We start from the raw sequence: 24,610 nt of genomic DNA, 5'->3' as shown, positions 1-24,610 counted from the left end.
GAGTCGTACCCGAAGTCGCCCGAAGATGGTCCGTGGGAGAGGTCGAATTCCGACTGCGGGAGTTCCTGTTCCTGTCGATCAGGGACGTCGCGGTGCCGTCGGTCGACGTGAGCATCGAGAACGTGCGCGTTGATGCGCAATGCATCCGGCGGGCGGTGTAGAGCAGAAGTGTTGCGACATCTCCCTCGGCAACGAGACGTCGGCGTCGGCGGCTTCGACCCTGAGCTTGATGGCGTAGTCGAGAATGGGCCAGCCGTTTCAGCGGTGGGCGCTTCTGCGGTGAGAGCGGTTGATGAGTATCAGGGTGAAGCAGACGGTGGCGCAGGCCAGCCCTGCGTAAAGCAGAGGCGTGGTCCAGACCGACACATCGTTGGTGCTGTGTCCGCTGCTCCAATGGCAGGTCACGGATGGCGGGAAGTGGTGGATGGTCGCTGACGTCAGGCTGTAGTCGCGTCCGGCGTCCACGTAGTCGCCCCTGGCGGTCTTCGTTGCGCAGAGGTCGAGGGGGTGCGTGTAGACGAGACCATAGAAGGTGCCGGCACCGTAAGCGGCGAGAGCTGCTGCGCTGCCGACTACAGCCAGGCGAGCCGTCCGTGTGGGCTCCTTCCTGGTAACCCACAGCGCGTATGGGAAGACTGCGATGACGAAGAGTAAGAGCGTGATCGCGGGCGGGCCGAAGAGTGCGAAGAGGTCCATGCATTCTGACGCTACGTTGATCCAATGAGCCGCTGCTGGTTGGCCCGGTACTGAGCTCGCCGTAGAGTTCACCGACGGCACCGCGACATCCGTGATCGACAGCAACAGGAACTCCCTCAGCCGGAATTCGACCTCTCCCACGGACCATCTCCGGGCGACTTCGCGTACGGCTCGAAGACACTCGGCTGTCGCTCAGAGTGGCTGCGTCACAGAAGTTGAGCCAGAGCCAGTTCTCATGAACAGAGCCAGCCTGCCACGGGTAGGCGTCGAGGTCGCCATGCTTGGGCTTGTGGGGCACGAATCCGCCCTCCCCGAGTAGCACGGTGACGCCCGCTTCGCGCAGGCAGGCGACGTGATGGGCCACGGCGGGGTGGGCGGCCTGGGCGTCGTTGAAGTGGGGCGGGGCGGTGATCGGCAGGCCGAGGCCGATGCCCTCGGTGATCAGACCGAGTGCGAGGGTGTCACCGATCGCTGCCGGCGGTCTTTCTCGCGACGCTTCTACCTGTTGACCGATGCGACGAAGGGGGTAGCCTCCCACTTCTGCCGGGTAAGCAGGCAAGCGGCCGTCCTGCTGCCTTCCCGACATGCTTGATCCAGGTGGTACGGCTCGTCGAGTCGGGCGCCGATGCGGCCGACGTCCTCAGGGCTCGAGGGACTCGTCCTGCACCTCGTCCCGGTAAGGCTTGTAGACCAGGTCCCACAATCCGGGGGAGTCGTGAAGCTCTGTCACCAGCGAGCGGAGAAGGGACGGGTCGAAATTGACGTGCCATAGCCCGTTGTTGATGGTGTGGCCGTTCACGACGACTGTGGGGGTGCCGGGGCCGATCGGATCGTCGCCGGTCTGCTGGTAGGCCTGCTGGGACGCGGTGACGAACGACCGGTACTTCATCGTCCTAACGGCCCGGTCGAAGGCTTCACCGCGCAGCCCGGGGACCTTATCGGCAAGTTTCAGAAGGCGCTGGACGGTGAATCCGCCGCTGCTCTCGACCGCGGCCTGGTTTTTGAAGATCACCGCGTGGTACTCAACGAATTTCCCCTTCTCCAGTGCGGCGCGCAGCGCGTTCACGGCTCGCTTCGAGCCGTTGCCGCCGAGCCGGTCGTCCTTGAAGGAAGCGAAGGTGTACTCGGTCTTGATTTCCCCGCCGAGCACCAGCTTGTGGACTGCTCCGGCTCCGGTCCGCTCGTACATCTCGACGGCGGGACAACGCGGGTCCTCGTACGCATGCACGGTCGAACGGGCCGCGGGATTTCCCACCTCTATCGTCGTACCGTCTGAGGCTATTCGTTCGGGCAGCCGCTCTGCGGACGCGTAGCGCACCTTCTCCGCACCCGCCCCCGGGCGGGCCTTCTTCGACTTCTGCGCGTCCGGTGCGGCGCCCCCCGCCTCGGGGCCGACCGGTGCGCATCCCGCGATGATTCCTACGAGACCTGCCGCGATGACCGCTCGGACTGTCGTTCTGATGTGCATTGGACTCCGATCCCTCCCCTATGGACAGAGGGACTCTACGTGTCGGGTGTGCCGGTCGCCTCACGCATTCAGGCGATGGGGGACGTCGCGGCACAGCCCGCCCGCCATGCTCGGACGAACAAGTCCTCGTAGTGCTTCGTTAGGTTCTGGCTCGGGTGAGGGCCGTCCGCAGGTGTTGTAAGTGCCGGTCCAGCAGCGAAGACGGTCCTGGCTTGCTGGCGGAGAACACCTTCATCCGGTCGTCGCTCGAGCAACAGCGTGCGGCGCACTAAGCAACTCAAGGTCTACAGCGCCTCGAAGACGGCGGTGAGCAACCTCGTGCACAACTGGGACCCGCAGTCACGGGAGCGCCGATTCCGGGTCAACGTGCTCAGCCGGTGCGCTCGTAGCGCACGACGGTGACATCACCGACGACCTGAAAGAGGCGTACTGGTCCGTGTACGACGGCGCCGCCTCCAAAGCCACAGTGGGACAAGTCCTCGCGCGGCTGCCGCGGATCGTGCGCCAGATCGGCCAACTGGCCTGGAAGGCGGACCGGAGCGCGACCATCGCAATCGTCGTCCTGCAGCTAGCGTCGGCCGCGATGACGGCGTTCGGGCTCATGGCCTCGGTGGCGGTGCTGCGCGAACTATTCGCCGAGGGGCCCACACCGGACCGAGTACGCGCGGCCGTCCCTCGACTCCTGGTCGTGGTCGGCTTCCTGGCCGCCCGGGCTCTCCTGGAGGCAGGCGTCGCCGTCGCCCAGGCCCGGGTGACACCGAAGATCCGCGCCGCGCTGGAGAGGGAGTTCCTCACCCTGACCGCACACGTGCGGCTGGAGGTCGTCGACGACGCGGACTGGCACGACGAGGCCTACCGGGCCAACGACCGAGGGCTGTACTACGCCCGGCAGATCGTCGGCCAGGTCGTCTCCCTGGCCGCAGCCCTCCTCGGACTCGTGGGCACCGCCGGCGTCCTGGGCATTCTGCACCCGGCCCTGCTGCCGCTGCTCCTGCTGTCGGTGCTGCCGGTCGGCGCGGCGGCGGTTCGCAGCGCCCGGGCACGCTTCCACTCCTTCAAGCGGTGGAACGCCCTGCAGCGCAGAGTGAGGGTCTTCTCCTGGCTGATGCTGGAGAGGGATGCCGCCGCCGAACTCCGGTCCTAGCCCGCCACCGCACACCGTTTACCAGCCGCCGACAGCCAGGCCACCTGCGACTTATGCCCACCCCAGGCAGCAACGACTCCAGCACCGTCCACTGCTCATCGGGAAGATCCCCTCGCCCCACATCTTGATTATCACCGTGCAGGGCGCGCACAGGAATCAGAACCTAAAACATGGCCTGGGCTCGGCCCATACGGTGGCGGTGCGACAGCTGGCTCGGGCAAGGACGCGGCCCGGGCCTATGGGCTGGGGCGCCCGCGACTCTCTCCCTTGCCGAGGAACCGTTGCCGTCTTCCGGGTAGCCGCACTCGCATATCGGGGCCGCCCAGCCGTTCGGCATCGGGGGCAACGCGATAGCCGTCGGCGCCATGCAATGCCGGTTGTGGGCGGCTGCCCCGCAGCTGAACAGCACGCCCTAACAACTCATCCCGAGCCGTGAGGAGGCCCCCGGCGAGAAGGTGCAGGCGTCGCTCAGGGTCAGCCATGGTTTCCGGATGCTCTGGAACAACCAGAACCGGTGGGCCGGAGCGTCCTACCTGGTCAAGTGCTGACGCCACTGGGGTGACAGCTCACAAGCTGGTACCGACCAGACGAGCAGCGGGGCCGCGCAGGATCATCCTGCCCGGCCGGGGCGTCCCAGCCGCTCAAGCCGAAAGGGAATCCGCTTCGCCGCTCTGATAACACCAGGTAAGCAATGTCACCTGGCGGCCCTTGGCCTCGCGTGTGATGGGCTCATCGTCGGTGAGCTGAAAGCCAGTTGCGCGAGCGACAGCCACGCTCGGGCAGTTTGCCGTTTCGATGCGCAGCAGCACTCGTTTTGCGGCCAGTTGGCGGCAGGCGTAGTCAGCCATCAACTTGACGGCTCGTGAGGCCAGGCCCTGGCGTCGATGTTGGCTGCCGACGCCATAAGCGAGCTCTACATCCCGCGCGTCGAGCTCGCTGCGAAAGAGGAGAACCTCACCGCGTGGCTGCTCACCGTCGGTAGTGAGCGCCAATTGCGCTTTCTTTCGTCCTTTTTCGCGGCCTTCGCGAGCCTTGGTCAGGTACTCACGCGCCGCTATGAAGTCGAACGGAGAGGGCACTGGAGTCCATCGGTCGATCTCGGGATCGTCGTAGAGCTCAACCAACGCGGACAGGTCGGACTCGGTCCACTCTCTCAGCAGTATCCCGTCTCCTGATAACCGAATGCTTGGCGGCAGAACGATCTCACGTTGGCTGGACATGTACCCGATCTTGCCCTGCCGGCAAGTCAAACTCCAGGGACAGAAAGTTCCCTGGGCCGGTTTCGCCGTCTACACCTCGGCTGCGTCAGGCAACGTACGGACACTCTGGTCAGCGACGCACGACACCGTCCATGCCGTCAAAACTTGTGAACAACGCTGGAGTACCACGAAGAGTGTGACAAGGAAGTGTGCGAAGGCGGGGACTGCACGTGCTGGTCCACCGAGCGGCTCGGGCCGTCCTCGGAGCGGGAGAGCTACTGGGAGAACCTTTCACCCTCCTCCCCCGCTGCCCCCTGCCACAGGTGCCGGGTGGACACCCTCAGGCGCGGGATCGTGCGGTCGGGGTTGCGCTCGCCGATCCGGTTGGGCACCAACAGCGTCGGCGGGTACGCCGCATCGCCGGACCAGATGGCCGGAGCGCGGCCCGGTCCGAGGCCTCCCCTGTGGGTCTCGGGCCGGGCCGCGGTTCGTGTGGGTGCTCCACGCGCGTGCACTCTCCGCTCTTGGAGTTCAGCGCAGCGCGCTGCCGAAGAGCGCCCTGGTGTTCGGAGCCTCGACGTCCTTCGGTCCGAAGGCGACGGAGTGCGTGGCGGTCAGGCCCGTGGACGTACCGCGCAGCGACCACACCGCACCCGCCTGGGCGTTCTCCTGGACGGACGAGGCGGCGAGGTCGGCGCGGCCGTCACCGGTCACGTCGAGCAGCGCGGTAGCCGCACCGAACAAGTCGCCCTTCTCGGCGACGCCCGGGACACCCGCCGTGTTCTGGTGGAAGGCCTGGGCCCCGGACCCGGTCACGCCACCGGCGCTGCCGCGTACCAGGACGACGGCGCCCGCGTCGGTGACGCTGCCGACGTCCTCGCCGATGACGCCGACCGCGACGTCCGCGTACCCGTCCCCCGTCACGTCGCCGACGGCGATCGCGCTGCCGAACCGGTCCCCGTCCTCCTCGGCGCCGGGCACGCCCGGCAAGTCCTGGTCGAACTTCTGCGTCTCCGCTTTGAGGCCGTCGGCCGAGCCGAAGGCGACCCTGACCCCCGGCTCGTAGTCGTCGTCACCGAGCACCAGGTCGTCGTAGTGGTCACCGTTGACGTCGCCCACGCCCAACTCACCGGCTGAGCCCGGCGCCTGGCCGCGCTTGAAGCCGGTCGGGGTGCCGTACAGGACGCTGTTCCCCCACTCGCCGTCACCGTCGTAGTCGTTCATGGCGATGTCGGCGCGGCCGTCGCCGTTGATGTCGCCGACGGCCTTGGGGACGACCGGGCCCTGCACGGACGTGGGGCCGTCGATGCAGTTCCGGTCGGCGCAGGTCGGGTCGGGGCGCTGCTCGCTGTCGTAGTCCCACCACTGCGACTTGTCCATGAAGTCGAGGCTCTTGGCCGGGGTGCCGGTCCGCGCGATGGGGCCCTTCCAGAGGCGGGCCTGCTGGCCGATCGGGTCGTCTCCGTAGTAGCCCTCCCCGGAGAACAGGGCGAGGTCGGTGGTGCCGTCGCCGTCGAAGTCGCCGGCCTGCGGGGTGAAACCGTGGCTGGCGATCTTGGTGCCGCGGGTCAGGCCGGACGCGGAGCCCCACAGCACCACGGCGCCCGCCGCGGAGCTCCTGCTGTCCACGCCGATGACCAGGTCGGTGTAGCCGTCGTGGTCCAGGTCGCCCTTGGTGAACGACTTGCCGAACGCCTGCTTGGAGGTGGCCGCCCCGGGCACCCCGCTCGTGGAGCGGCTGATGACCTTCTTGCGGGCCGGGTCGAGGCCGAGCTTCGACCCGTACGTCACCACCACGTACCCGGCCTTGGTCTGCCCGGAGACGGTGCCGCCCGGGGCGCCGACGACCAGGTCGCCGTACCCGTCGCCGTTGAAGTCGTCCGTCGCCTTCGCCGCGGTCCCCGCGCGCCCGGCGGTGGGCGCCTCGGTGGCGGGCGCGGCGGCACGGGCGGTGCCCTGCCCGAGAGCGAGGGCGGAGAGGCCGCCGCCCACCAGCAGTGAGGCGGCGATAACGGGCATGGTGAGACGGGCGGTGCGACGGGCGCGCGACATGCAACTTCCCTCGGTCAAGGTGCGGTTGGGCGGCCGCGGTGCGTGAAGCCACCGGGGGTTCCCCGCTGTTCACTGCGAGTCACCCGCTGGTTCACGCCAGCTGATCATGTGACCTTCGACGGTGCGGGAAGGTTGTACGGGACCTCTACTGCGGCACGTTCAGGCCGGAGGATGGCGGGTGCGCCCGGGGTAGAGGCCCGGCACGACCTTGGTGAGCCGGAGGGTTCCGGACGCGTCCATGAACTGGCCCTCCCATCTGCGGCGGCGTCGGGGCGTCGCCATCGTCGCAGTGCAGGGTAGGCGTCCTGCCGGTGGGGCGGAGGTAGTGCCGGTCCTGGCGGAACTTGTCGAGCTTGGTGGCGCGGACCAGCGCGTCTGGCATGGCGGGGCTGGCGAGGGGCCCCAGGGAGCAGAGCGATGCGGCGGCGAAACGCTTCGTCGTACTCCGGAGCGCGAGTATGCGATGCTGCGGACTCAGTCCCTCAACTCGAGGCAGTCAAAGGCCCGTTGGGCCGGGCGCTAGGAGAGCAATGAGCACAGCATTGCAGTGGTTCAAGTCCGGTGACAGCTCAGAACAGGGCGGCGCCTTCCTGGCGCTCCCCCAGAGGCCCGGCGCCTGACCGGCACATGAGGTACTACGTCTATGTCTCCACCGCCAAGGTGGACATGACGTACGGGCAGATCCCGCCCAAGCTGCTGAAGCGCCTCGCCGTCGAGGCGAAGGTCGACCTCAAGGTCCTCAGCCTGGCCGTACAGTCGCCGCGTACCGAAGCGAGCACGTACGACCGGCTGGACATCGTCGAGTCGTATCTGGAGCGGGAGTTCGACGTCGGTTGGATGACGGAGCCCACCGCCTGGTTCCGGGGTGACCTTGCGCTGCGGATCGCCGGGTACGGCGAGGTGAACAAGCCGACCCTGATGACGGGCCGCGACGGCGACACTGTTGTCGCACTCATCGGCTCCGCCCACCACCTGGTGGGCTACGACGCGCCGCCGGAGATGGGCCGGATCGGCTTTTCGGGACTGCCGTCGCTCTTCCGGCTGCTCCAGGACACCCCTCCGGAGTGGGAGAGCCAGTTCAACGTGCGGTCGCGCGGCGGCCGGATGCCGAGCCGGGGAAGGGTGGCCCACGAGGTGCTGCACGCGGTCGAGACGCTGACGGTGCCACCGGTGTACTGCGACTTCCTGGCGCGGCAGTTGATGCGTTCCACCGTGACGCGGGAGGACGGTGAGGAGCTGACGATCGTCGTCGGGACACCGCTGTACGTGGCGATGTCCGACCAGGTGCACGAGGGCGAGGAGGCCTGAGTGGAGCGGGCGGTGTCCATCTCCGACGTGATGCGCATGCGCATGGAGGGCGACGCGGCGGGGCTGTGCCGGGCCACGTGGTCCGAGAACCATGACGCCGCCTTGTACGCCACCGCGATGCTGGGCGGCGCGGTACGCACGCCGGAAGTCGTCAGAACACTGCACACCTGTCTCGCGCGTGAGGACGAGCCGCCCCCCGGACTTGGCTGGCACGCCCTCGCGTCCCTGGGCCGGCTGCGCGTGGAGCGGGCCGTGCCTCTGCTGCTGAGTACCCTGGCCGAGTCGGAGCACAACCGCCGTCAGCTGGACGAGGTGGCGTGCGAAGCTCTGCTGGCCATCGGTGGGCCGGAGGTCATCCGCGGCCTCGTGGACCTGTGCGAGCGGTTGCCGTCCGGCCGGGGGCGCTGGACGGTACGGGTGCTCGAGGCCCTTGCCGCGTTGCGGGCCCCGGAGGCCGTGACGCCCCTCCTGGCCACGCTATGGGGGTATCCGCCCGATCTCGCGGTACGCGTCGTGCGCGCACTCGGCGCGATCGGGGATCCGAGGGCCGCCTCTGCCCTGCTCGTCCTCGCGCACTCCCCTGCCTCGGACACCCAGCTGCGCCGTGCCGCGGTCCAGGCACTGCACGCGCTGCCCGCCGCCGCGTGGCCGTCCCCGCACCGGCACCCGGCCGCCGAGCGGCTCCTCCACACCCCCCAGCGCGATCCGGACCCCGAAACGGCCCGCCTCGCGACGGTCCTGCTCGCCAGGACCGAGGAGGGCCGGGCCCACCTGTGGGACGTGCTTCGCGGCGCGGCGGACCCCTCCGGCCCCGGCTGCCCTCCTCACGCCGTGACGGCGGTCTGCGCGCACATCGCGGCGGAGCCCGGCCTCTTCGCCGTACCGGACCCCGATGAACACCGCGCCCTGCTCGCGCACCATCTGCGCGAGGCGGCGGCCCCGGCCGTGCGCCGGGCCGCCGCCGGGGCGCTCGCCGCGTTGGCGGGGGCCGGGGCGGCAGGTGCGCTGGTGGCGGCGCTGGACGACGCGCACATCGGCGACACGGTGGCGGATCTCGTGGCCGCACTGCCGGAGCCGATGCTGTCGTCCGAGCTGGTGGACCTGTTCACGCGCCCCGGCGGATCCGTCGCCCGACGGCGGGGCGTGGCGCGCGTGCTGGGCCTCGCCGGACGCACGGACGCGGCCCCGGTGCTCCTGTCAGCCCTGGCGGACGACACGACTCCGGTCGGGGTACGTGCGTCCGCCGTCGACGCGCTCGGCGCTCTGCGGTGCGCGGCCGCCGCCCCACTCCTCGTCGCCCTGGCCACGCACGAGGAGCAGCCCGGCACTCTGCGGGCGCACGCCGTGCGGGCCCTCGGTTCGATCGGTGTGCCGGACACGCTGCCGGTGGTGCTCGCCTGCGCGCGATCGCCGCACCAGGCGGTTCGGCGACGGGCGGTCGTGGCCCTGGGCGTGTTTCCGGTGCCGGAAGCCGCTCGCGCGCTCGGGGAGTTCGTGACGCCCGACGCCGAGCCGGACCTCGCGCGTGCCGCCGTGCGGGCGCTGCGGGATATCGGCGGCCCGGCGTTGCCGGTCCTCGTCGGGCTCGCCGCCGGCGCGGACGGCCTGCCCGAGGACGTGGGTCACCGGCTCGTCGAGGCGCTCGCCGCCCGCCCCGAGGTGAAGGCGACCCGGGCGCTGCTCGGACTCGCCACGGCGGCGCAGGACCAGAGGGACGGAGCGACGTACGCGGCCTCCGGTGAGCGCCGATTGTCCAGATCGACCCCGGCCCGGGAGGTGGCGTCCCTCGCGCTCGTCGAACGCGGCTCGGCGCGGGACCTCACTCCCCTGACGGCCCTCCTGGGCCCCGACACCTGGTCCGGCGCCCACGAGCCCGCCGTACAGGCCCTGTTGCGGATCGGCACCGAAGAGGCGTACGAGCAGGTGCTGGCATTCTGCTACGGGACGAAGCACTTCTACGCCTGGCACGTCGGCGCCATCGATGCCGTCGCCGCAGCTCGCGGGATCCGGCTCGGTCCGTAGCTTGTCGTTTTACGTCCCGCAGAAGCCGCGGGACGTTAGAGGGGCAATGTCAGAGCGCTCCACCGCTCCTAATGGCTCGACCACGACGATGAACTCCCCCTGGTCGAGGTGACCTTGATCCGGTTGAAGGTCGAGCATCTGTCGAAGAACCGTGATGCCGCCCCGCCGACGTGGTTATGGTCTTCCAAGAGCGGGCTCACTGCGGACGACATTGACCATTTCTGGCAGGCATTTCTCCGCCGCTTCGATCTGGAGCACACCTTCCGCTTCGCGAAGCAGACCCTGGGCAGGGCCACTCCGAAGCTTCGTACTCCCGAGGCGGCGGACCGCGGACCTGGCTGCTGATCGTCGTTCACACCCAGCTCCGACTCACCCGGCCTCTCGCCGAGGGTCTCCGCCGGCCCTGGGAGAAACCCGCCGCCTCCGACCGGCTCAGCCCGGCCTCCGCCGGGGGTTCAGGAGCATCCTCGCTTACCTCGTCCGCCCGGCATACCGGCGCCACCTGTGCAAGGTCCCCCGACAGCTCTCGGGGTGGATGTCGCCCGGTTCTTACCGGGCCGCGGTGGTGCGGCGGGTGAGCAGCGCGCCTAGGGCGATCATTCCGATGCCGAGGACGAAGTGCAGCCAGTCGTCGGCGTTGTTGAGCGGCACGAAGTTGGCGCTGCTGTGGTGGTCGATGATCAGGCCGTAGAGCCACAGCACCAGATAGATGGCGCCTCCGACCAGCAGGAACGTCCGGGCCGTGGCGGCGGTTCGGGCCATGGCCAGACCAGCGACGCCGAAGGCCAGGTGCACCAGGTTGTGAAGGATGGACACCTGGAAAATACCCAGCAGTTCCGCGTGGGAGTCGTGGGACGCGAACTTCATGGTGTCGTAGTCCGTGGTGATCCCCGGAATGAAACCCAGCACTCCCACCAGCAGAAACACCGCTCCGACGAGCAGGGCCGCCTGCTGGACCGGAGTACGAGCACCCCGGGTGGCGTGTGTGCGTGCAGTCATCACGATGGCCTTCCTTCTCGGCGGTGCCTCGGCGAGTGCCGTGACATCGGGTCCCTACGCCACTCCTCTGCCTGTACTGCACTCTTGGACTTCTCTGGTCTGTACTGCCTAATGTCCAGGACGGTCGGGGGAATGACCGGCTGCCTTTCATCGCCGTTTGCGTCGTGCTGCCACGATGCCCGCGACGGCAAAGAGCGGCGCGCCGGTCAGCGTGATGGCCTTCGTCCTGTTAGCGGCCGCGGAAGTGCTCAGACCGAACGCGTCATGCATGCGGCCGTAACCGCTCAACGGCACGCCGAGCAGCGTGTTGCCGGTACAGATCTCTTACAGCATCACACCACCGATCTGGCCGAACGGCGACCGGAGCACGGTGTGGGACGCGAGCGTTTGCGGCACGGCTCCCAGTCCGCTGCGGAAGATCCACAAAAGCTCACTCGGTCAATCAGCAATTTGCCACGCATTCGGTCGGCGCGCCGCGTGAAGTGCGCGCGTACTGTTCGGATGCTTGACGGCGCAAAGGGGTGAAATTCAGGATCAAGTGGAGAGAAGTGACTGCTCGAGCGGATTCGGTCACGCTGGTACCGACGGAAGGGCGTCGCAACAGGGTCCGGGTGGTCGTCTCCTGGATCACCACGACCGATCACAAGAAGGTCGGCCATCTGTACCTGATCACGTCGTTCGCGTTCTTCCTGATCGGCAGGGCGGGATCCGCTCCGAATCCCCGGCCTTCGACTTGCACCACCCCGACGTCGCGCAGCTCGACCAGAAAGAGAACACGGGCAAGCGCGACGTCATCGACGCCGACGGCCACGAATGCGACCGGTCATGACCCGGCACCTGAACCGCCGTGCTCCCGTCGACCAAGCCGCGGTGATCGCGGCCGAAGCCGAGGGCTTCCTCATCGCCGCTACCGCCATCGCGAAGAAGCGCGCCGCGGAGCGCAGCAGCTGTGTCCCGGCCTTGAGCGCACGGCCGGGTCCGTGAAGGAGAGCTCGCTGCAGCCGCGATGACCGGCTGCCGGGAACCGGACCCGTTCGGCCCCTACGTCCCGACGACGGCGGGCGAAGGTGCGCATGGTCAGTCGGTGCAGACCCACGTCTCGCCTGAGAAGGATGAACTGTCAGAACTGCTGCCGCCGTTACGAACGTTCCAGACATTGCTTCCCGCGTCGTTGTAGAAGCGGGCGTAGACGGACATGTTGTTGCGGTAGGAGAAGACTGCGTTTTCCAGTCCGTAATCCCCGAGGTCCCAACATTGGCCGCGTCGTTCAGTGACGAACTGCATGTTGATGAACCCGGTGTTGCGGTAGAGGCACAGACCACCAGCACGGCACGGCTCAGCGGCGGATGCTGTGGGGGAGAGCGCGACGCCGGTGGCTGTCAACGCGACTGTGGCGACAGCGGTCGCTGCCCTTCGGAACATAGTGATCACTTCTTCCGTTTGGAGCCTGAAGTAACCTGCCACTCAAGGGACTTGACGTCCACATTAGGGCTTGCCGCCCTCCGCTCAAGCGGTCTATCCAGCCACACAGGGCTCTTTCACCGGGAGCGTCGGAGCCGTCGTCCAGTCAGCCCGCCGGCTTGTGCGCGGAGCCGCGCACATCGGGCCCGTTCGGTGAACCAGGCCGTCTTCCACCTTATCGATGAGGGCATACGCCGGGGAGTAGAGGTCTGGGTCGGTCTGACTGTCAGCGTTCATGGCCTTACGCAGTGTCCGCACGCTGGCAGGGCGAGCAGCCGGCCGCCTGCCGTGCTCGACCGGCAGGATCGGTATGGTGCGCGCTGACAGATCCACGACGGCTCATAGGCGGCGCCCCGGCCGCTGTGGGCCCGGCGGGTGCCCGTCCGGGGCTGAAGGGGCCTGCCGCGCCGCTCTTGGCTCAGGCTCGCCGCGAAGCGCTCGCGGGCACGAGGCGCACAACCGCCTCTCATCGACCGGGCCTCCCGGGGCCGCGCACGATGGCGCGACCGGTCCAGTCTGGGGCTGGCCTTTCCCCGGCCGGCGCGGTCGCTTCTCCTGCGTCCACCGGTACGGCAGTGGGGGCGCCATCACGAAGACGTGCCGCCGCCGGTCTCCACAGCCCAGGCTGCGAACGTGCCCTGCAGCAGCTCTCCTGCCCGGAGGGTGCAGGGACGTGCTGGCGAGCGCCCTGGGTGGCTCCGGGGCATTCGATGGTCTTGGGTGGTGGCGCGCCGGGCCCGAAGTGCCGCGAACTCCCCTATATCGGGTTACGACAGGGGCACCTGGGGGTTTGGGCATTCGGCAGTCCGTTGCGCCTGGTGGAAGGACCGCCCACGCGAAACGCTCGGCTGGGAAACCCCAGCCGAGCGTTTTGCTCTAGAGGGTGCCGGAGGCGGAGATGGCGATCTCGGCCTTGGTAGCGCCCGACTGAGAGCCGAAGCTCTCAATCTTGCGGACGAGTGCCATGCTGTCCTCGTCCGCGACCTCACCGAAGACGACGTGCTTGCCGTCGAGCCAGCTCGTGACGACCGTGGTGATGAAGAACTGCGAGCCGTTCGAGTGGGGGCCGGAGTTGGCCATCGAGAGCAGGCCCGGCTTGGTGTGCTTGAGCTGGAAGTTCTCGTCGGGGAACTTCGCGCCGTAGATGCTCTTGCCGCCGGTGCCGTTGCCGGCGGTGAAATCGCCGCCCTGGAGCATGAAGTCCGGGATCACGCGGTGGAACTTCGAACCGGCGTAGCCGAAGCCCTTCTCGCCGGTGGCGAGCGCCCGGAAGTTTTCCACGGTCTTCGGCACGACGTCGTCGAAGAGGTTGAACGTGATGCGGCCTTCGGGCCGACCGTCGATGGTGATGTCAAAATAAGCCTGGATTGTCATGGCCCTCATCCTGCCATTGTCTGACCTCCTCCCGCTCCAGGTGGTAGCCGTCGGGCCCGGCACGCTCAGACGTTGCCCTCAAGCATTCGCCTGGCCCCTGCCGAAACACCGGTAGCGGGCCAGGTCGATCGAGCGCCGGTGCTCGCGCACGGCATGCGCGTCGCAGAGGCTCCGGTTGATCACGCCCGCATCGCCAGTGTGGTCGGGCCTGGCAGCGCTGTGGAAACAGCCTGTCTATGCGGCATCACCGACTGTCTTCGCCCGGGGCCGAGCTCGCCGGATGGTCGACGGGTCTGGTGCGCGGTGCGGAGGTGCGCGGTGCGGAGGTGCGCGGTGCCGAGGTGCGCGGCGCGGAGGTGCGCGGTGCGGATGTGCGCGGCGCGGAGGTGCGCTAAGGCGTGGCGGAAGGCGCGGGTCCGAAGGCCAGGGGGCCCATCGCCTGGTAGAGCGGTGCCTGTTCTGCTGCTTCCTGGTACGCGGCACGCAAGTCGTCGTGCACGCAGACCAGTTGAGCGTCGCTTCGTGCTGCCAGCAGCCAGCGGTACCCGATCGGATCGCCTTCCAGGCGGCGTGGTACCACGCCGTCGGCGCCCGGGGAGGTGGCCTGGCACAGGGTGACGGCTTGCCCGGCGGTGACCAACAGTCTGTTGGTGGAGTAGTCACCGTGCAGGACCCGCGGTGTCAGACCGGCCGCCAGGAGTGTCCGGTACAGGATCTCCCATTCACCGTCGGCTGCCTTGTCCATCATCCATTGCTCGTCCGCCAGCTCCTGAAGCGGTACGGTCTGCTGGCACGCGGCGGGGTGACGCTCGGAAATGGACAGGAACGCGGGCTCGCGTTCCAGGAAGACCAGCAGCCGCAGACCTTCCGGTACGCGCAGATGCGTTCCCTCCATCTCGTGTACGAATGCGACGTCGAGCTGGCCGGCGGCCACCATCCGTAGCAGCGTGTTGGAGGACACGTCTGCCTGGGCAGTCAGCTGGGCCTCGGGATACCGGTCACCCAGACGCTGCGTCCACAGGGGCAGCACGGAGGTGGGTGTGGAGCCGATGCGCAGCTGGGGTGTCCGTGCGGAGCTGGCCGCTGCTCGCATCTCGGCGGTCAAGTGTGTGATGTCGGCCAGGACCGACCGGGCGCGGGCGAGGAGCTGGTGGCCGAGCAGCGTGGGGCGGCAGCCGTCGGGCAGCCGGAGGAACAGCGCTCCGCCCAGGCTCTCTTCGATCCGGCGCAGCTGCGCGGTCAAGGTCGGCTGGGCCACCCCCAGCACGCGTGCCGCCTTGTGCAGGCTGCCGGCATCGGCAATGGCGGTCACTGCGCGCAGATGCCGAATCTCCAGATCCATGGGGCGAGAGTAGGGCGACATTCAACGTTCGCCAATAGCTTGGCGGTTGCGCACGTCTCTCAGGAACAGCAGCGTCTTTCCGTCCGATAGATCTGAACTATCGGGCGTTAGCAGCCTCCCCGGCTGTCTGATACGGAGTACACACTCATCGCGCACCGCACTCGGCTCCCCCGAGGCAAAGTAGCGAGGAGACCCCCCACATGCAGGTTCGCAAACTGTCCGTGCGCGCAGCCGCCTGCGCCGCCGGGCTTGCCACGACGCTCGCCCTCGGCGCCGTCGGCCAGGCCACCGCAGCCCCCGCCCCCGCTTCCGCTCCCGCCGACACCCCGGCGTATACCGCCGCCGCACACTCCACCGCCGGCGCCGTCGGTACGACGGCCGCGTCACCGAAGAAGACCGGCGCACAGCCCATCATCGGCGGCAGGGAAACGCAGGCGCAGCCCTACCACGCCCGCGTCCTGCAGAACGGCCAGGGGATTTGCACCGCGACCCTGGTGTCGGCCCGTCACATCCTGACCGCCAAGCACTGCGTGGACAGGTCCGCGCAGTACACCTTCCGTATCGGCAGCACGTACGCGTCAAGCGGCGGCACGATGGCCGCCGCCGCACGCGTCACCCTGCATCCGTCGGCCGACCTCGCCATGGTGAGGCTGGACCGGGACGTCACCCTCACGCCCGCCAAGATCGCCAGCACCTACCCCCAGACGGGTACGAACGTCTCCGTCTACGGATGGGGCGCCACCTGCCGGGACAACGAGAGCACCTGCCAGTCGCCCGTCCTGAAGACCGCCGCCATGCGGATGACCGGTCTGACCACGGACCACTACGGCGGCACCGCGATCGCTCTGCAAGGCGTCGACGGTGTCGCGGCCGGCGGAGACTCCGGCGGGCCCGCGATGGTCGGCGGCACCGTGGTCGGAGTGGCCTCGACAAGCGACCGGCAGTCCAGGTCGAACTACACGGCCACCGCCGCGTACACCAACTGGATACAGTCCGCGGCCTCCAACGGTTGACCTCGACCCCGCAAGGCGCTACTTGTCATGTACGCACCATTCCTCTGAACCCCCCTCTCGGTCCTCTCGGGGTCCGACTCCTCCCGTATGAAAGGACAGTGATGGTGCACTACCTACGTTTGGGTATAGCCGGTGCCGCGACAGCAGTGCTCCTGACCGCGATACCGGCGGCGCACGCCGCGTCCGCCCCCGAGCCCACCACGCCGAAGCGCGTGGCGGCCGCGCAGGTCACGCTCCGCTACGACGCCAGCAGAGCGGCAGGCTGGGAGCAGGCGATCTCTGCCGGGGTCGCCTCGTGGAACGGCAACGTCGGCAACGTCAAGCTGGTCAAAGCCGCCCCTGGCAGCCGAGCGGAGATCCAGATCGTGGCCACCACCGGCTGGCCGCAGGCCACGCTCGGACCGGTCCGGCCGGGTGGCCGGGCCCGGGTCGAACTCGGCAGCCAAGCGGTCTCCCAGGGCTACGACAAGACCCGCATCGTCGCCCACGAACTCGGCCACAACCTGGGCCTGCCGGACACCAAGCCCGGCCCCTGCTCACAGCTGATGTCGGGCTCCAGCGCCGGTACGAGCTGCCGTAACGCGGTGCCCGACGCGGCAGAGCGCTCGCGGGTCGAGAACGCGTACGCGGGCGGAGTCGCGGCACACACCCGGACCGACGGCCGCGTGCTGGTGGACGCGCCCTAGCCGGCAAGGGCCACCCCCGACGTGACGATGCCTGACCCCAGCCACGCCACGGTCAGGCATCGTCACCTTTGCGTGTGCGGCGGTGAGCGACGGCAACGGCAACTGGCGCGTGGCCGACGCGGCCTGTGCACGAGACTCCCTGTTCGCTGCGGGCCTTCGGCGAAGCCGTCAACGGACCTGGCGGCTACGGAACCCCGGAGGACGGCGACTTCACCATCGAGTGGCGCGACCACGACGTCTCGCGCCGCGCCCTCGGCCCCCGCCTTCTTCGACGAGCGGGCCCCGGGAGCGCTCCGGCTGCGCTGACCCCCAGGCCGGACGAATAGTCGGCGGCGTGGCAGGCGGTGCCCCGCGAGGGCTCTCCGCCAAGGACCCGGCCGATATCCAGCACGGCTCTTCAACGCTGGCGATACCTGCCGCGCTGCCCGATAGGACCGGGCTATTGAACGATCGCAGCCTCCTCTGCCTCACCCTCCCAAGTACAGCCTCCTCGCGTACCACTTCAGCTTCCCCCTTCCCCCACCCACGGCAGAGGACTGTCATGAACCCCTCACGTACTACCTGGCAGCGGCCGCAGTCGGCACGCTCCTGTCGGTGTCAGCGGCCACCAGTGCCCAGGCCGAAGGACCGGCGGCGGCCGAGACCCGTTACCAGCCCCAGATGGTCAGCGCGCTGGCCGACTCGCTGGGCATCTCCGAGTGGGCGGCTGTGCGGCGTCTGGATCGGCAGGCCGAGCAGCAGCGCATCCTGTCCGGCCTCGGCGAGGACGCGGCCCGGGACGGCGCGTTCTTCGACGCGGCCGGCACGCTCACCCTCAACGTCGCCGACCGCGAGACCGCCCAGGAGGTGGAGGAAGCGGGCCTGCGCGCCCGGATACCGCAGCACGGCCAGACGGCGCTCGACCGCATCAAGGCCCAACTCGACACCAAGGCAGCCCGGCAGACGCCCACCGGCGTCTACGCCTGGTCGGTGGACCTGGCCTCCGACACCGTCACCATCAAGGTCCACAGCGACACCGGCGCCACGGCGCGCGCCTTCCTCAAGGCCGCGCGGTCCCACGGTGACGCGGTGCGGATCGTCAAGGGCAAGCAGCCACTGGAGCCGCAGGCCGTCGTCGCCCCGGGCAGCAAGATGACGATCGGCAGCGGATACTGCTCGGTCGGGTTCGGGGCCAGGAACTCCTCCGGCAAGCAGTACCTGGTATCCGCCAGCCACTGCGTCGAAGGCCTTCCGGACCTCTACTACAACAACGCGCACTTCGCCAAGGGCGCCCACACCCGCTTCACGACCGGCCAGTCGAGCGTGGACATGGGGGTCGCGGCCGTGGACTCCGACGACTCGATCGCCACCGCGGTCACCACCTACGGCCAGGCCGGCACCATCGCCGTCAAGGGCAGCACCCGCGCGGCGGCGGGCGCGGCCATGTGCAAGTCCGGTGCGACCACCGGCTGGACCTGCGGCAAGGTCAAGTCCTACAACAACACCGTCAACTACGGCGGCACGATGGTCTCGGGCCTGGGCAGCTCCAGCGTCTGCAGCGAGCGCGGTGACAGCGGCGGCGCCTACATCTCCGGCAACCAGGCCCAGGGCATGACCTCCGGTGGCCCGGTCGGACAGCAGTGCTCTGGCGTCAACGGCACCGGATCCTCGTACTTCCAGCCCCTCGACGATGCCCTGAACCACTATGGCCTGGCCCTCAACACCAACTGAGCCAGCCCACCTGCCCCCCCCAAGTCCAGGTGCCGCTCACCGAATCCGGTGAGCGGCACCTGTTACTACGTCACCGCCGAGGAAGATGACGCGGTCTGATTGGCCCCGCCCGGCCAGGACCTCGCCATGCACAGACTTGGCGAGGGGCAGGACGGCGTGGGGTGGGGACAGCCCCCGTATCGACTCGGGAGTCAGCAGGATGGGCGGCCGGTGTGGCGGCCGGGCACGCTGGGGCAGGAACAGCGCAGGGAGCAGAAACAGGAGCGATCGGTGAAGGCACGTGCGGGGGCAGCGGCACTGCTGGCGGGGATTTGCGCGGTGGCGGTATCAGGGATCTTCCCGGCGGTCGGGGAGCAGCGGGCGTCGGCCCCGCCGCCCGTCGGCCTCGAGGAGGCCATCGAGCAGGCGGTCGCGGACGGGTTCCCGGGGGCCGTGGCGTATGCCAGGCGCGGAGAGCGGGAGTCACGGTTGGCGGCCGGACTCGCGGACACGGCGAGCGGCGAGCGGGCCCGGCCGCACCAGCGGTTCCGGATCGCCAGCAATACCAAGTCATTTGTGTCGACGGTGCTTCTGCAGCTGGAGGGCGAAGGACGGCTCTCGCTCGACGACAGCGTGGAGAAATGGCTGCCCGGCGTGGTCCAGGGAAACGGCAACGCCGGCAGGGCCATCACCATCCGGCAGCTGCTCAACCACACCTCGGGCATCTACGACCCCACCACCGGGCCGGAGTTCTTCGCCCCCTACCTGGAGCGCCACGAATGGGACCACGTCTACACCCCTCGGCAGGTGATCGCCCGCGCCGTCCGGCACAAGCCGCTGTTCGCGCCCGGCGGCGGCTGGTCGTACTCCAACACCAACTACCTACTCGCCGGTCTGGTGATCGAGGCGGTCACACGGCACAGCGCGCCCTCCGAGATCCATCGGCGGATTCTCGTCCCGCTCGGCCTGAAGGACACCTCCTTCCCGGTGACCGACCCGGCCATTCACGGCCCTCATCTGCACGGCTATGACCTCGCGGGACGCGATGTGACCCGGTTCAGCCCGTCGTACGACTGGACCGCCGGCGCCATGATCTCCACGGTCGATGACCTGGCCCGTTTCCACCGGGCCCTGTTCACCGGCAAGCTGCTGCGCCCCGCCCAGCAGCGCGCACTCCTGACCACGGTGCGGTTCCCCGACGCGCCGGCGTACGGACTCGGCGTGCAGCGCATGGACGTGCCATGCGGATCGGAGCCGGACAACAGGCCGATCAGTGTCTGGGAGACCGATGGCGGCGGGCCCGGCTTCACCAGCGTGTCCCTCACCACCGCCGACGGTGAGCGACAGCTGGTCCTCGCCGTCAATGTCTACGACCTGGGCGCGGACCTGAAGGGTGAGTCGCCCGTCCCGCGAAGCAAGGGACTGATGAAGGCGCAGATGGCAGCCCTGTGTGACTGAGGCGGCGCCGCCATGAAATCGCGGGTGACGTCGCACCGTGCGCGGTGCGGGACCCGCCAGGAGGCGGGACGCGATGACCGTGCACTCAGTCACTTGAAGAACGGTCGTGCCCGCGGGCCACAACTCGACACCCTTCATGCCTGCCCTGGGGCCCACCAGCAATTCCAGCATCCCGGTTGGGCGTGGGTGGGGGGCGTCAATGTGCACCTGCGATGACATCACCCCGCGCCTTCTTGGCTCATCGGCGTCCGCCGAACTCCCAGTTGTGGACCTCGATGTCCGCGTACCGGTCCGTGGTCAGGACGGCTCGTGCCGTGTCCGGATCCGGGGCCCTGAGCAGGACGGCCGTACCCAGCCAGGTGTCGCCGTCGTCGGACAGCAGCGGCCCGTATGCGACCAGGTCGTCCCGGTCGAGCGGCAGGGAAAGGTCAGCGGCCGGGCCCTCGCCGAGGCCGAGCACCAGGTACCGGTTGCCGTCGGTCCGGCCACCGGGGAAATCCCACATGGTGCGCCCCAGCACGTTGCGCCACCGGCGCAGGAGCACGTCCCGGTACGCACCGGCCTGGTAGTTGGGCTCGTCGAAGGCGAACGCGCGGGCGGCGGCGGGGTCGGGCAGATCGACGATGTGCACGCTGCCGGTGGGGGTTTCACCATCATCGGCCAAGGTCGGGCCGCGAGCGATCAGCTCCTTCGCGTACCGGTCCATGTAGGACCAGTGCTTCTCCCCCAACTCCTCGCGCAACGCGAGGGAGCCGGGCCGGTCACGGTGGTAGCAGAAGAACTCCATGACCACAGACCCTTGCCCATCACAGGCACCATCTCAACTGGCTTCGGCGTTGACGAGGAGGTCCAGGCCGCCCGGTCACGTAGACGGTGGTCCCGGCCCGGCCGTTCGACGGCGATCACCCTCGCTCCACCCCGGCTCGCCCCGGTGTCCAGCCCGGCCTGCGCGGACCAGGGGATGCATCACCCCTTGTTGTCGGCGGCGCTGATGCAGAAGGGCTGGCCGGAGGGGTCGAGCAGTACCGTCCCGTGGCTGCCGCCGGGCTGGTGGGCGGGCTTGGTGGCACCGGCGCCTTGAAGGACTCGGCGGTGCAGAAGACGTACGTGGCGAGCACGCCTGCGGCATCGAGCGGCCGCGTCGCCCCACGGCTGGTGAGCCGACCGTGCGACCGCTCGCCGGTCTTGGGGCGCCTCAGCGTTGCGGCGCGGGGAACGCTACGGGGCTGCGCAGGCCGGAGTGGCCGACCGCGCGTACGCCGAAGAAGACGTTGTCCTTGGACAGGTCGACGGTGTGCCGGGTGGCGTCGCCGACGTCGATCACATGGGTCCAGTCGGTGTCGGTGGTCTCGCGCCACACGACTTCGTATCCGGTGAGATCGGTCTCGGTGGCGCGCTCCCACACCAGCTCGGTCTCGTTGGTCAGCGCGGCGGTGAGGATCTTCGCGCCGCGCGGGGTGCCGGGGGCCTGGGCGAGGCTCCACAGGGTCGCGGCGTTGACGCGGGCGACCCGGGCGAGGAACGGGAAGTCGCAGAACTCCGGCAGGTCTCCGTACTGCTTGCCGTCCACCACGCGGACGTCTTGGTGCTGGTGGGCGAAGTCCTCGGCGGGCTCGGTGAACCGGGCTGCGGGGTAGGCGCGTTCGAGGAAGGGGATGTGGTCTCCGCCGCGCAGGTAGCGGTCGCGGCGGTAGACGACGCGCACCCGCATTCCCGTGGCGTCGTTCGCGGCCACATCCTCCACGAAGCGGGCGAGCTGGCGTGCCGGCGAGTCGTTCTCGCCGCCGACCGCACGTCTGACGGCGGCGTCCTCCGGTGTTTCGGACGAGGGCACGCCCTCCGCGAAGAGGCGGATCGTCCGCGGGTCGCGGGTGCCGTCGTCGGCGGTGGAGCTGCCGACGATGTCGTTGGTGAACATCCCCTGGATGTCGGCCTCGCGCTGCTTGAACCGCTCCGCCATGTGCGCCGCGCCGAACAGTCCCTGCTCCTCGCCGGCGACGGCCGCGAACACGAGCGTCGCGGCCACGCGCCGGGTTGCCATGACGCGCGCGAGCTCCATGACGACCGCGACCCCGGAGGCATCGTCGTCGGCTCCGGGCGCATCGCTCGTGAAGTCCATGACGTCACTGGCGCGCGAGTCGTAGTGCCCCGAGACGACGTACAGCCGGTCGGGGGAGGCCGAACCGCGCAGGGTGGCCACGACGTTGGTGATGCGAGTCGGAGCGGGAATGCGGGGGCCCGGTTCCTGGACGTACGACTGGAGTTCGACGGTCATCCGCCCAGCCGAGGGCCGCGCGTGGCGGCGCAGCTCGGCGAGGATCCAGTTGCGTGCGGCGCCGATGCCGCGTACGGGGTCGTCCTGCGAGGACAGTGTGTGCCGGGTGCCGAACGCGGCGAGCCGCCGCACCGTCGCCTCGATGCGCCGGTGGTCGATCTCCCGCAGGATCGCGCGCAGTTCGCGCGGCGGTTCCTGGGCCGTGGGCCGCCCGCCGTCGCGCGCGGTGGCGGTGCCCGTCTGCAGGCCGACGGCTCCGGCCGTGGTGGCGGCCGCGGCCGCGGTCAGGACCGTACGCCGGGACGTGCCCGTCTGCTGCGACATGCGCCTCATCGTCATGGACACTCCAACTCGCCGCAAGGGTGAGGGAGATATCGAAGAGCATCCTGATCAAAAAAGCCCACGCCAATTACTTTCTCTGCATAATTTCAGCCAATTTCGGACCGCAAGAAAGATCGCCGACGCACATCGGGGCACCCAGAAGCCCCACCGGTCACCCCACTGCGCCTCAACTATTCGAAGCCAAAGCCGGTTCGAATTGAAGGCTCGGCTGATATTATTTGGTCCTCGATCTAAAAAATCGAGATGCGGATACCGGGGGCTGGGGGGCCAATGGCGAACGCGGACGATCTCTTGGGGCGACTGCCCGCGGCCGGCCCCACCCGGGCAGCCAACCGCAGGAAGGTCCTTCTCGCCGTGGCGATCAAGTCCGGCACCCAGGCCGACATCGCGCACCGCTCCCTGCTCTCGCAGGCCACGGTGTCGGCCGCGGTCCAGGACCTCGTGAAGGTCCGCCTCGTGCCCACCACCAAGGACCGCGGCAAGGTCTGCCTCTCGGCCGTGAACCAGGTCGGCGTGGGCGTGCACCTCGGGTTCAACCACATGACCGTGGTCGCCCGCAGACTCGACAAGGAATTCGACCAGGCGACCTCGCGGGTCAGCTCGGAGGGCGTCAGCCGGGGCTGGTCGCGGGCTCTGCCCGAGGTCAAGCAGATGATCGTCGAGGCGATCGAAGGAACAGAGCGGCACCGCTCCGACGTGTTCTCCCTGGGCATCGCCGTACCCCGGATGATCAACCCGCGCACCGGCGGCTTCACCCCGCCGATCCTGCCGCCCTGGCGGGCGGGCGACGACCCGGCGAAGGACCTGGGCACGTGGCTGGGCGTGCGCGCCTTCATCGACAACGACGCCAACCTCGGCGCGCTGGCCGAACAGACCTACGGCACGAGGGAACACGCCGAGACGGTGGTCTACGTGAAGGCGTCGACGGGCATCGGCGCCGGCATCATCGTGCACAACAGCGTGCTGCGGGGCCACGGCGGCATGGCAGGGGAACTGGGTCACCTCACCGTGGACCCCCACGGCGCGGTCTGCCAGTGCGGTGGACGCGGCTGCCTGGAGACGATGATCGGCGCCGACGCGCTGATCGCGCAGGTCCGTGCCGCGCGGGCCCGCAACAGCCTGCCCGCACCAGAGACGCTGGAGCAGGTCATCGCAGCCGCCCAGGCGCAGGACGCGGTCTGCATGCGGGTGATCCACGACGCCGGCCGAACCCTGGGGCAGTCCCTGGCCCAGCTGTGCAACCTGCTCAACCCCGACCTTGTCGTGATCGGCGGTCAGCTCGCCCAGAGTCCGCTGCTGCTGGAGGGCTGCAAGGAGTCCCTGCGCCGTTTCGCACTGCCCGGTGCGGTCGCCGAGGATTCCGAGTTCGTCCTCGACCTCAGCGAACTGGACACCCGGGCCGAAGCGCAGGGCGCTCTGATCCTGGGACTGCGCGGCATGGAGCACGCGGCCAACAACACCTAGACACCCGGCTGTCGTACCCGTATCCCACCCGCGCCGCGGGCGCTCATGGAGATGCTCGATGGCCGGCGTGCCGTGCAGGCCCCTCTCTTCTTCGAAATGGCGCCGAGGACCCGATGTCACCGCCGCCTTCGTTCGAATAAGTGAGCGCTGTTGTCCGAATGAGTCAACCTGCCGTGAGCGGACCCGTGGGCGGGACCCAAAACCTTTCTTCCGCCAGGAAACAAGCCCGGGAACTGCCAGGCCGGAGCACCTGCGATCGCGGGCCTGTTCGGCACCTGGAGAGGCTGGAGAATCGCTACACTTTGGGGCCGCGACGACGCCGGGATGGCCGGCGCGCGCCTTTCCCGTTCCGATCCTTTTTCCGGGGCAGCTGATGCCCCTGACCCGAGGCGGTCTCATGACCAACGAACCCATTGCCGTATCCCCGTACGAGGATTTCGAGTATCCGCGACAAACGGTGAAGGCCGAGGCCGTGCCGCCCCCCGGGGAACCCGCCGCCTACGAACCGCCGATGCTGGTCGACCTGGGTCATGTCCGTGAGGTGACTCTGGGCAGCTCCCCCAGCGGAAGTGCCGATGCCAACGCCCAGTACTACTACTGATATTCCGGATATCTGTC

Annotated in this window: 24 protein-coding genes and 2 pseudogenes; 14 read left to right on the top strand and 12 right to left on the bottom strand. The window is 68.9% G+C overall.

The features are described 5' to 3' along the window. Positions 1-32: 32 nt before the first annotated feature. Positions 33-161 carry a hypothetical protein gene (locus GKQ77_RS33120; RefSeq protein ID WP_258020654.1) on the top strand — a complete coding sequence of 43 codons (129 nt, stop codon included), beginning with the start codon at positions 33-35 and terminating at the stop codon, positions 159-161. A 97-nt stretch (positions 162-258) separates the two neighbouring features. On the opposite strand, the gene GKQ77_RS00695 is transcribed toward GKQ77_RS33120, so the two are convergent. Together GKQ77_RS00695 and GKQ77_RS00690 are read right to left on the bottom strand one after the other, a co-directional pair. Beyond that, positions 259-837, bottom strand: coding sequence for a hypothetical protein (locus GKQ77_RS00695; protein WP_219686607.1), 579 nt, complete (start codon positions 835-837; stop codon positions 259-261). A gap of 499 nt (positions 838-1,336) precedes the next feature. Beyond that, on the bottom strand, positions 1,337-2,164 hold the full coding sequence (locus tag GKQ77_RS00690) for a DsbA family protein (RefSeq protein WP_219686606.1): 828 nt from the start codon (positions 2,162-2,164) through the stop codon (positions 1,337-1,339). A gap of 466 nt (positions 2,165-2,630) precedes the next feature. Between GKQ77_RS00690 and GKQ77_RS00685 the strand changes: the two genes are divergently transcribed. Continuing rightward, on the top strand, positions 2,631-3,308 hold the full coding sequence (locus tag GKQ77_RS00685) for a hypothetical protein (protein ID WP_258020653.1): 678 nt from the start codon (positions 2,631-2,633) through the stop codon (positions 3,306-3,308). A gap of 641 nt (positions 3,309-3,949) precedes the next feature. Here the strand turns inward: GKQ77_RS00685 and GKQ77_RS00680 are convergent. The 3 genes from GKQ77_RS00680 to GKQ77_RS33115 all read right to left on the bottom strand — a co-directional run bounded on the left by GKQ77_RS00680 (position 3,950) and on the right by GKQ77_RS33115 (position 6,841). After that, positions 3,950-4,528, bottom strand: coding sequence for a GNAT family N-acetyltransferase (locus GKQ77_RS00680; protein ID WP_219686605.1), 579 nt, complete (start codon positions 4,526-4,528; stop codon positions 3,950-3,952). Between the two features lie 510 nt (positions 4,529-5,038). Further along, positions 5,039-6,559: an FG-GAP-like repeat-containing protein gene (locus GKQ77_RS00675; protein ID WP_219686604.1), complete on the bottom strand. Its 1,521-nt coding sequence runs from the start codon at positions 6,557-6,559 to the stop codon at positions 5,039-5,041. Between the two features lie 159 nt (positions 6,560-6,718). After that, positions 6,719-6,841: a hypothetical protein gene (locus tag GKQ77_RS33115; RefSeq protein ID WP_258020652.1), complete on the bottom strand. Its 123-nt coding sequence runs from the start codon at positions 6,839-6,841 to the stop codon at positions 6,719-6,721. 345 nt (positions 6,842-7,186) lie between these two features. Between GKQ77_RS33115 and GKQ77_RS00670 the strand changes: the two genes are divergently transcribed. The 3 genes and pseudogenes from GKQ77_RS00670 to GKQ77_RS00660 all read left to right on the top strand — a co-directional run. Then, the gene (locus tag GKQ77_RS00670) at positions 7,187-7,867 is read left to right on the top strand and encodes a DUF7019 family protein (RefSeq protein WP_219686603.1); all 681 of its coding nucleotides are present in this window, start codon (positions 7,187-7,189) and stop codon (positions 7,865-7,867) included. A gap of 12 nt (positions 7,868-7,879) precedes the next feature. Further along, positions 7,880-9,889, top strand: a complete 2,010-nt coding sequence (locus GKQ77_RS33800; protein ID WP_219686602.1) for a HEAT repeat domain-containing protein — start codon at positions 7,880-7,882, stop codon at positions 9,887-9,889. Positions 9,890-9,961: 72 nt separating this feature from the next. Then, positions 9,962-10,379 (top strand): annotated as a pseudogene (locus GKQ77_RS00660) (NF041680 family putative transposase); the annotation flags it as partial. Between the two features lie 59 nt (positions 10,380-10,438). Here the strand turns inward: GKQ77_RS00660 and GKQ77_RS00655 are convergent. Continuing rightward, positions 10,439-10,888: a DUF4383 domain-containing protein gene (locus GKQ77_RS00655; protein ID WP_219686601.1), complete on the bottom strand. Its 450-nt coding sequence runs from the start codon at positions 10,886-10,888 to the stop codon at positions 10,439-10,441. A gap of 640 nt (positions 10,889-11,528) precedes the next feature. Further along, on the bottom strand, positions 11,529-11,699 hold the full coding sequence (locus GKQ77_RS34035; RefSeq protein ID WP_219686600.1) for a hypothetical protein: 171 nt from the start codon (positions 11,697-11,699) through the stop codon (positions 11,529-11,531). A 14-nt stretch (positions 11,700-11,713) separates the two neighbouring features. Between GKQ77_RS34035 and GKQ77_RS00645 the strand changes: the two genes are divergently transcribed. Continuing rightward, positions 11,714-11,872, top strand: coding sequence for a hypothetical protein (locus GKQ77_RS00645; RefSeq protein WP_219686599.1), 159 nt, complete (start codon positions 11,714-11,716; stop codon positions 11,870-11,872). 93 nt (positions 11,873-11,965) lie between these two features. On the opposite strand, the gene GKQ77_RS00640 is transcribed toward GKQ77_RS00645, so the two are convergent. Next, entirely contained in the window at positions 11,966-12,352 is a 387-nt protein-coding gene (locus tag GKQ77_RS00640; RefSeq protein ID WP_219686598.1) for a peptidase inhibitor family I36 protein, read from the bottom strand. An 873-nt stretch (positions 12,353-13,225) separates the two neighbouring features. Beyond that, positions 13,226-13,723, bottom strand: coding sequence for a peptidylprolyl isomerase (locus GKQ77_RS00635; protein ID WP_219686597.1), 498 nt, complete (start codon positions 13,721-13,723; stop codon positions 13,226-13,228). A 236-nt stretch (positions 13,724-13,959) separates the two neighbouring features. Between GKQ77_RS00635 and GKQ77_RS00630 the strand changes: the two genes are divergently transcribed. Then, complete coding sequence (locus GKQ77_RS00630; RefSeq protein ID WP_219686596.1) at positions 13,960-14,118, top strand: hypothetical protein; 159 nt, start codon at positions 13,960-13,962, stop codon at positions 14,116-14,118. On the opposite strand, the gene GKQ77_RS00625 is transcribed toward GKQ77_RS00630, so the two are convergent. Further along, complete coding sequence (locus tag GKQ77_RS00625) at positions 14,115-15,065, bottom strand: LysR family transcriptional regulator (protein ID WP_219686595.1); 951 nt, start codon at positions 15,063-15,065, stop codon at positions 14,115-14,117. The two genes, GKQ77_RS00630 and GKQ77_RS00625, sit on opposite strands and share 4 nt — an antisense overlap. A 200-nt stretch (positions 15,066-15,265) precedes the next feature. Between GKQ77_RS00625 and GKQ77_RS00620 the strand changes: the two genes are divergently transcribed. From GKQ77_RS00620 to GKQ77_RS00605, 5 genes and pseudogenes are all read left to right on the top strand, one after another. Next, positions 15,266-16,078 (top strand): S1 family peptidase, encoded by an 813-nt coding sequence (locus GKQ77_RS00620; protein WP_219686594.1) that lies wholly within the window; start codon positions 15,266-15,268, stop codon positions 16,076-16,078. Positions 16,079-16,179: 101 nt separating this feature from the next. Then, entirely contained in the window at positions 16,180-16,764 is a 585-nt protein-coding gene (locus GKQ77_RS00615) for a snapalysin family zinc-dependent metalloprotease (RefSeq protein ID WP_219686593.1), read from the top strand. 125 nt (positions 16,765-16,889) lie between these two features. Beyond that, a pseudogene (locus GKQ77_RS34255) lies at positions 16,890-17,021 on the top strand (barstar family protein); the annotation flags it as partial. A gap of 337 nt (positions 17,022-17,358) precedes the next feature. Further along, complete coding sequence (locus tag GKQ77_RS00610) at positions 17,359-18,474, top strand: S1 family peptidase (RefSeq protein WP_308117498.1); 1,116 nt, start codon at positions 17,359-17,361, stop codon at positions 18,472-18,474. Between the two features lie 318 nt (positions 18,475-18,792). Continuing rightward, the gene (locus GKQ77_RS00605; RefSeq protein ID WP_308117497.1) at positions 18,793-19,911 is read left to right on the top strand and encodes a serine hydrolase domain-containing protein; all 1,119 of its coding nucleotides are present in this window, start codon (positions 18,793-18,795) and stop codon (positions 19,909-19,911) included. Between the two features lie 238 nt (positions 19,912-20,149). Here GKQ77_RS00605 and GKQ77_RS00600 read toward each other — a convergent pair whose 3' ends face one another. Together GKQ77_RS00600 and GKQ77_RS00590 are read right to left on the bottom strand one after the other, a co-directional pair. Next, positions 20,150-20,698: a YciI family protein gene (locus GKQ77_RS00600; protein ID WP_219686592.1), complete on the bottom strand. Its 549-nt coding sequence runs from the start codon at positions 20,696-20,698 to the stop codon at positions 20,150-20,152. A gap of 408 nt (positions 20,699-21,106) precedes the next feature. Further along, positions 21,107-22,510 (bottom strand): M20/M25/M40 family metallo-hydrolase, encoded by a 1,404-nt coding sequence (locus tag GKQ77_RS00590; RefSeq protein ID WP_219686591.1) that lies wholly within the window; start codon positions 22,508-22,510, stop codon positions 21,107-21,109. Positions 22,511-22,882: 372 nt separating this feature from the next. Between GKQ77_RS00590 and GKQ77_RS00585 the strand changes: the two genes are divergently transcribed. Both GKQ77_RS00585 and GKQ77_RS00580 read left to right on the top strand, forming a co-directional pair. Beyond that, positions 22,883-23,992, top strand: coding sequence for an ROK family protein (locus GKQ77_RS00585; protein ID WP_219686590.1), 1,110 nt, complete (start codon positions 22,883-22,885; stop codon positions 23,990-23,992). Between the two features lie 397 nt (positions 23,993-24,389). Continuing rightward, positions 24,390-24,593, top strand: a complete 204-nt coding sequence (locus tag GKQ77_RS00580) for a lasso RiPP family leader peptide-containing protein (RefSeq protein ID WP_219686589.1) — start codon at positions 24,390-24,392, stop codon at positions 24,591-24,593. The last annotated feature ends 17 nt before the right edge of the window (positions 24,594-24,610 follow it).

This window comes from Streptomyces anatolicus (assembly GCF_019400875.1).
Classification (GTDB): domain Bacteria; phylum Actinomycetota; class Actinomycetes; order Streptomycetales; family Streptomycetaceae; genus Streptomyces; species Streptomyces anatolicus.
Note: the sequence above shows the minus strand (reverse complement) of the source record. Positions and strands in the feature narration are given on the sequence as shown.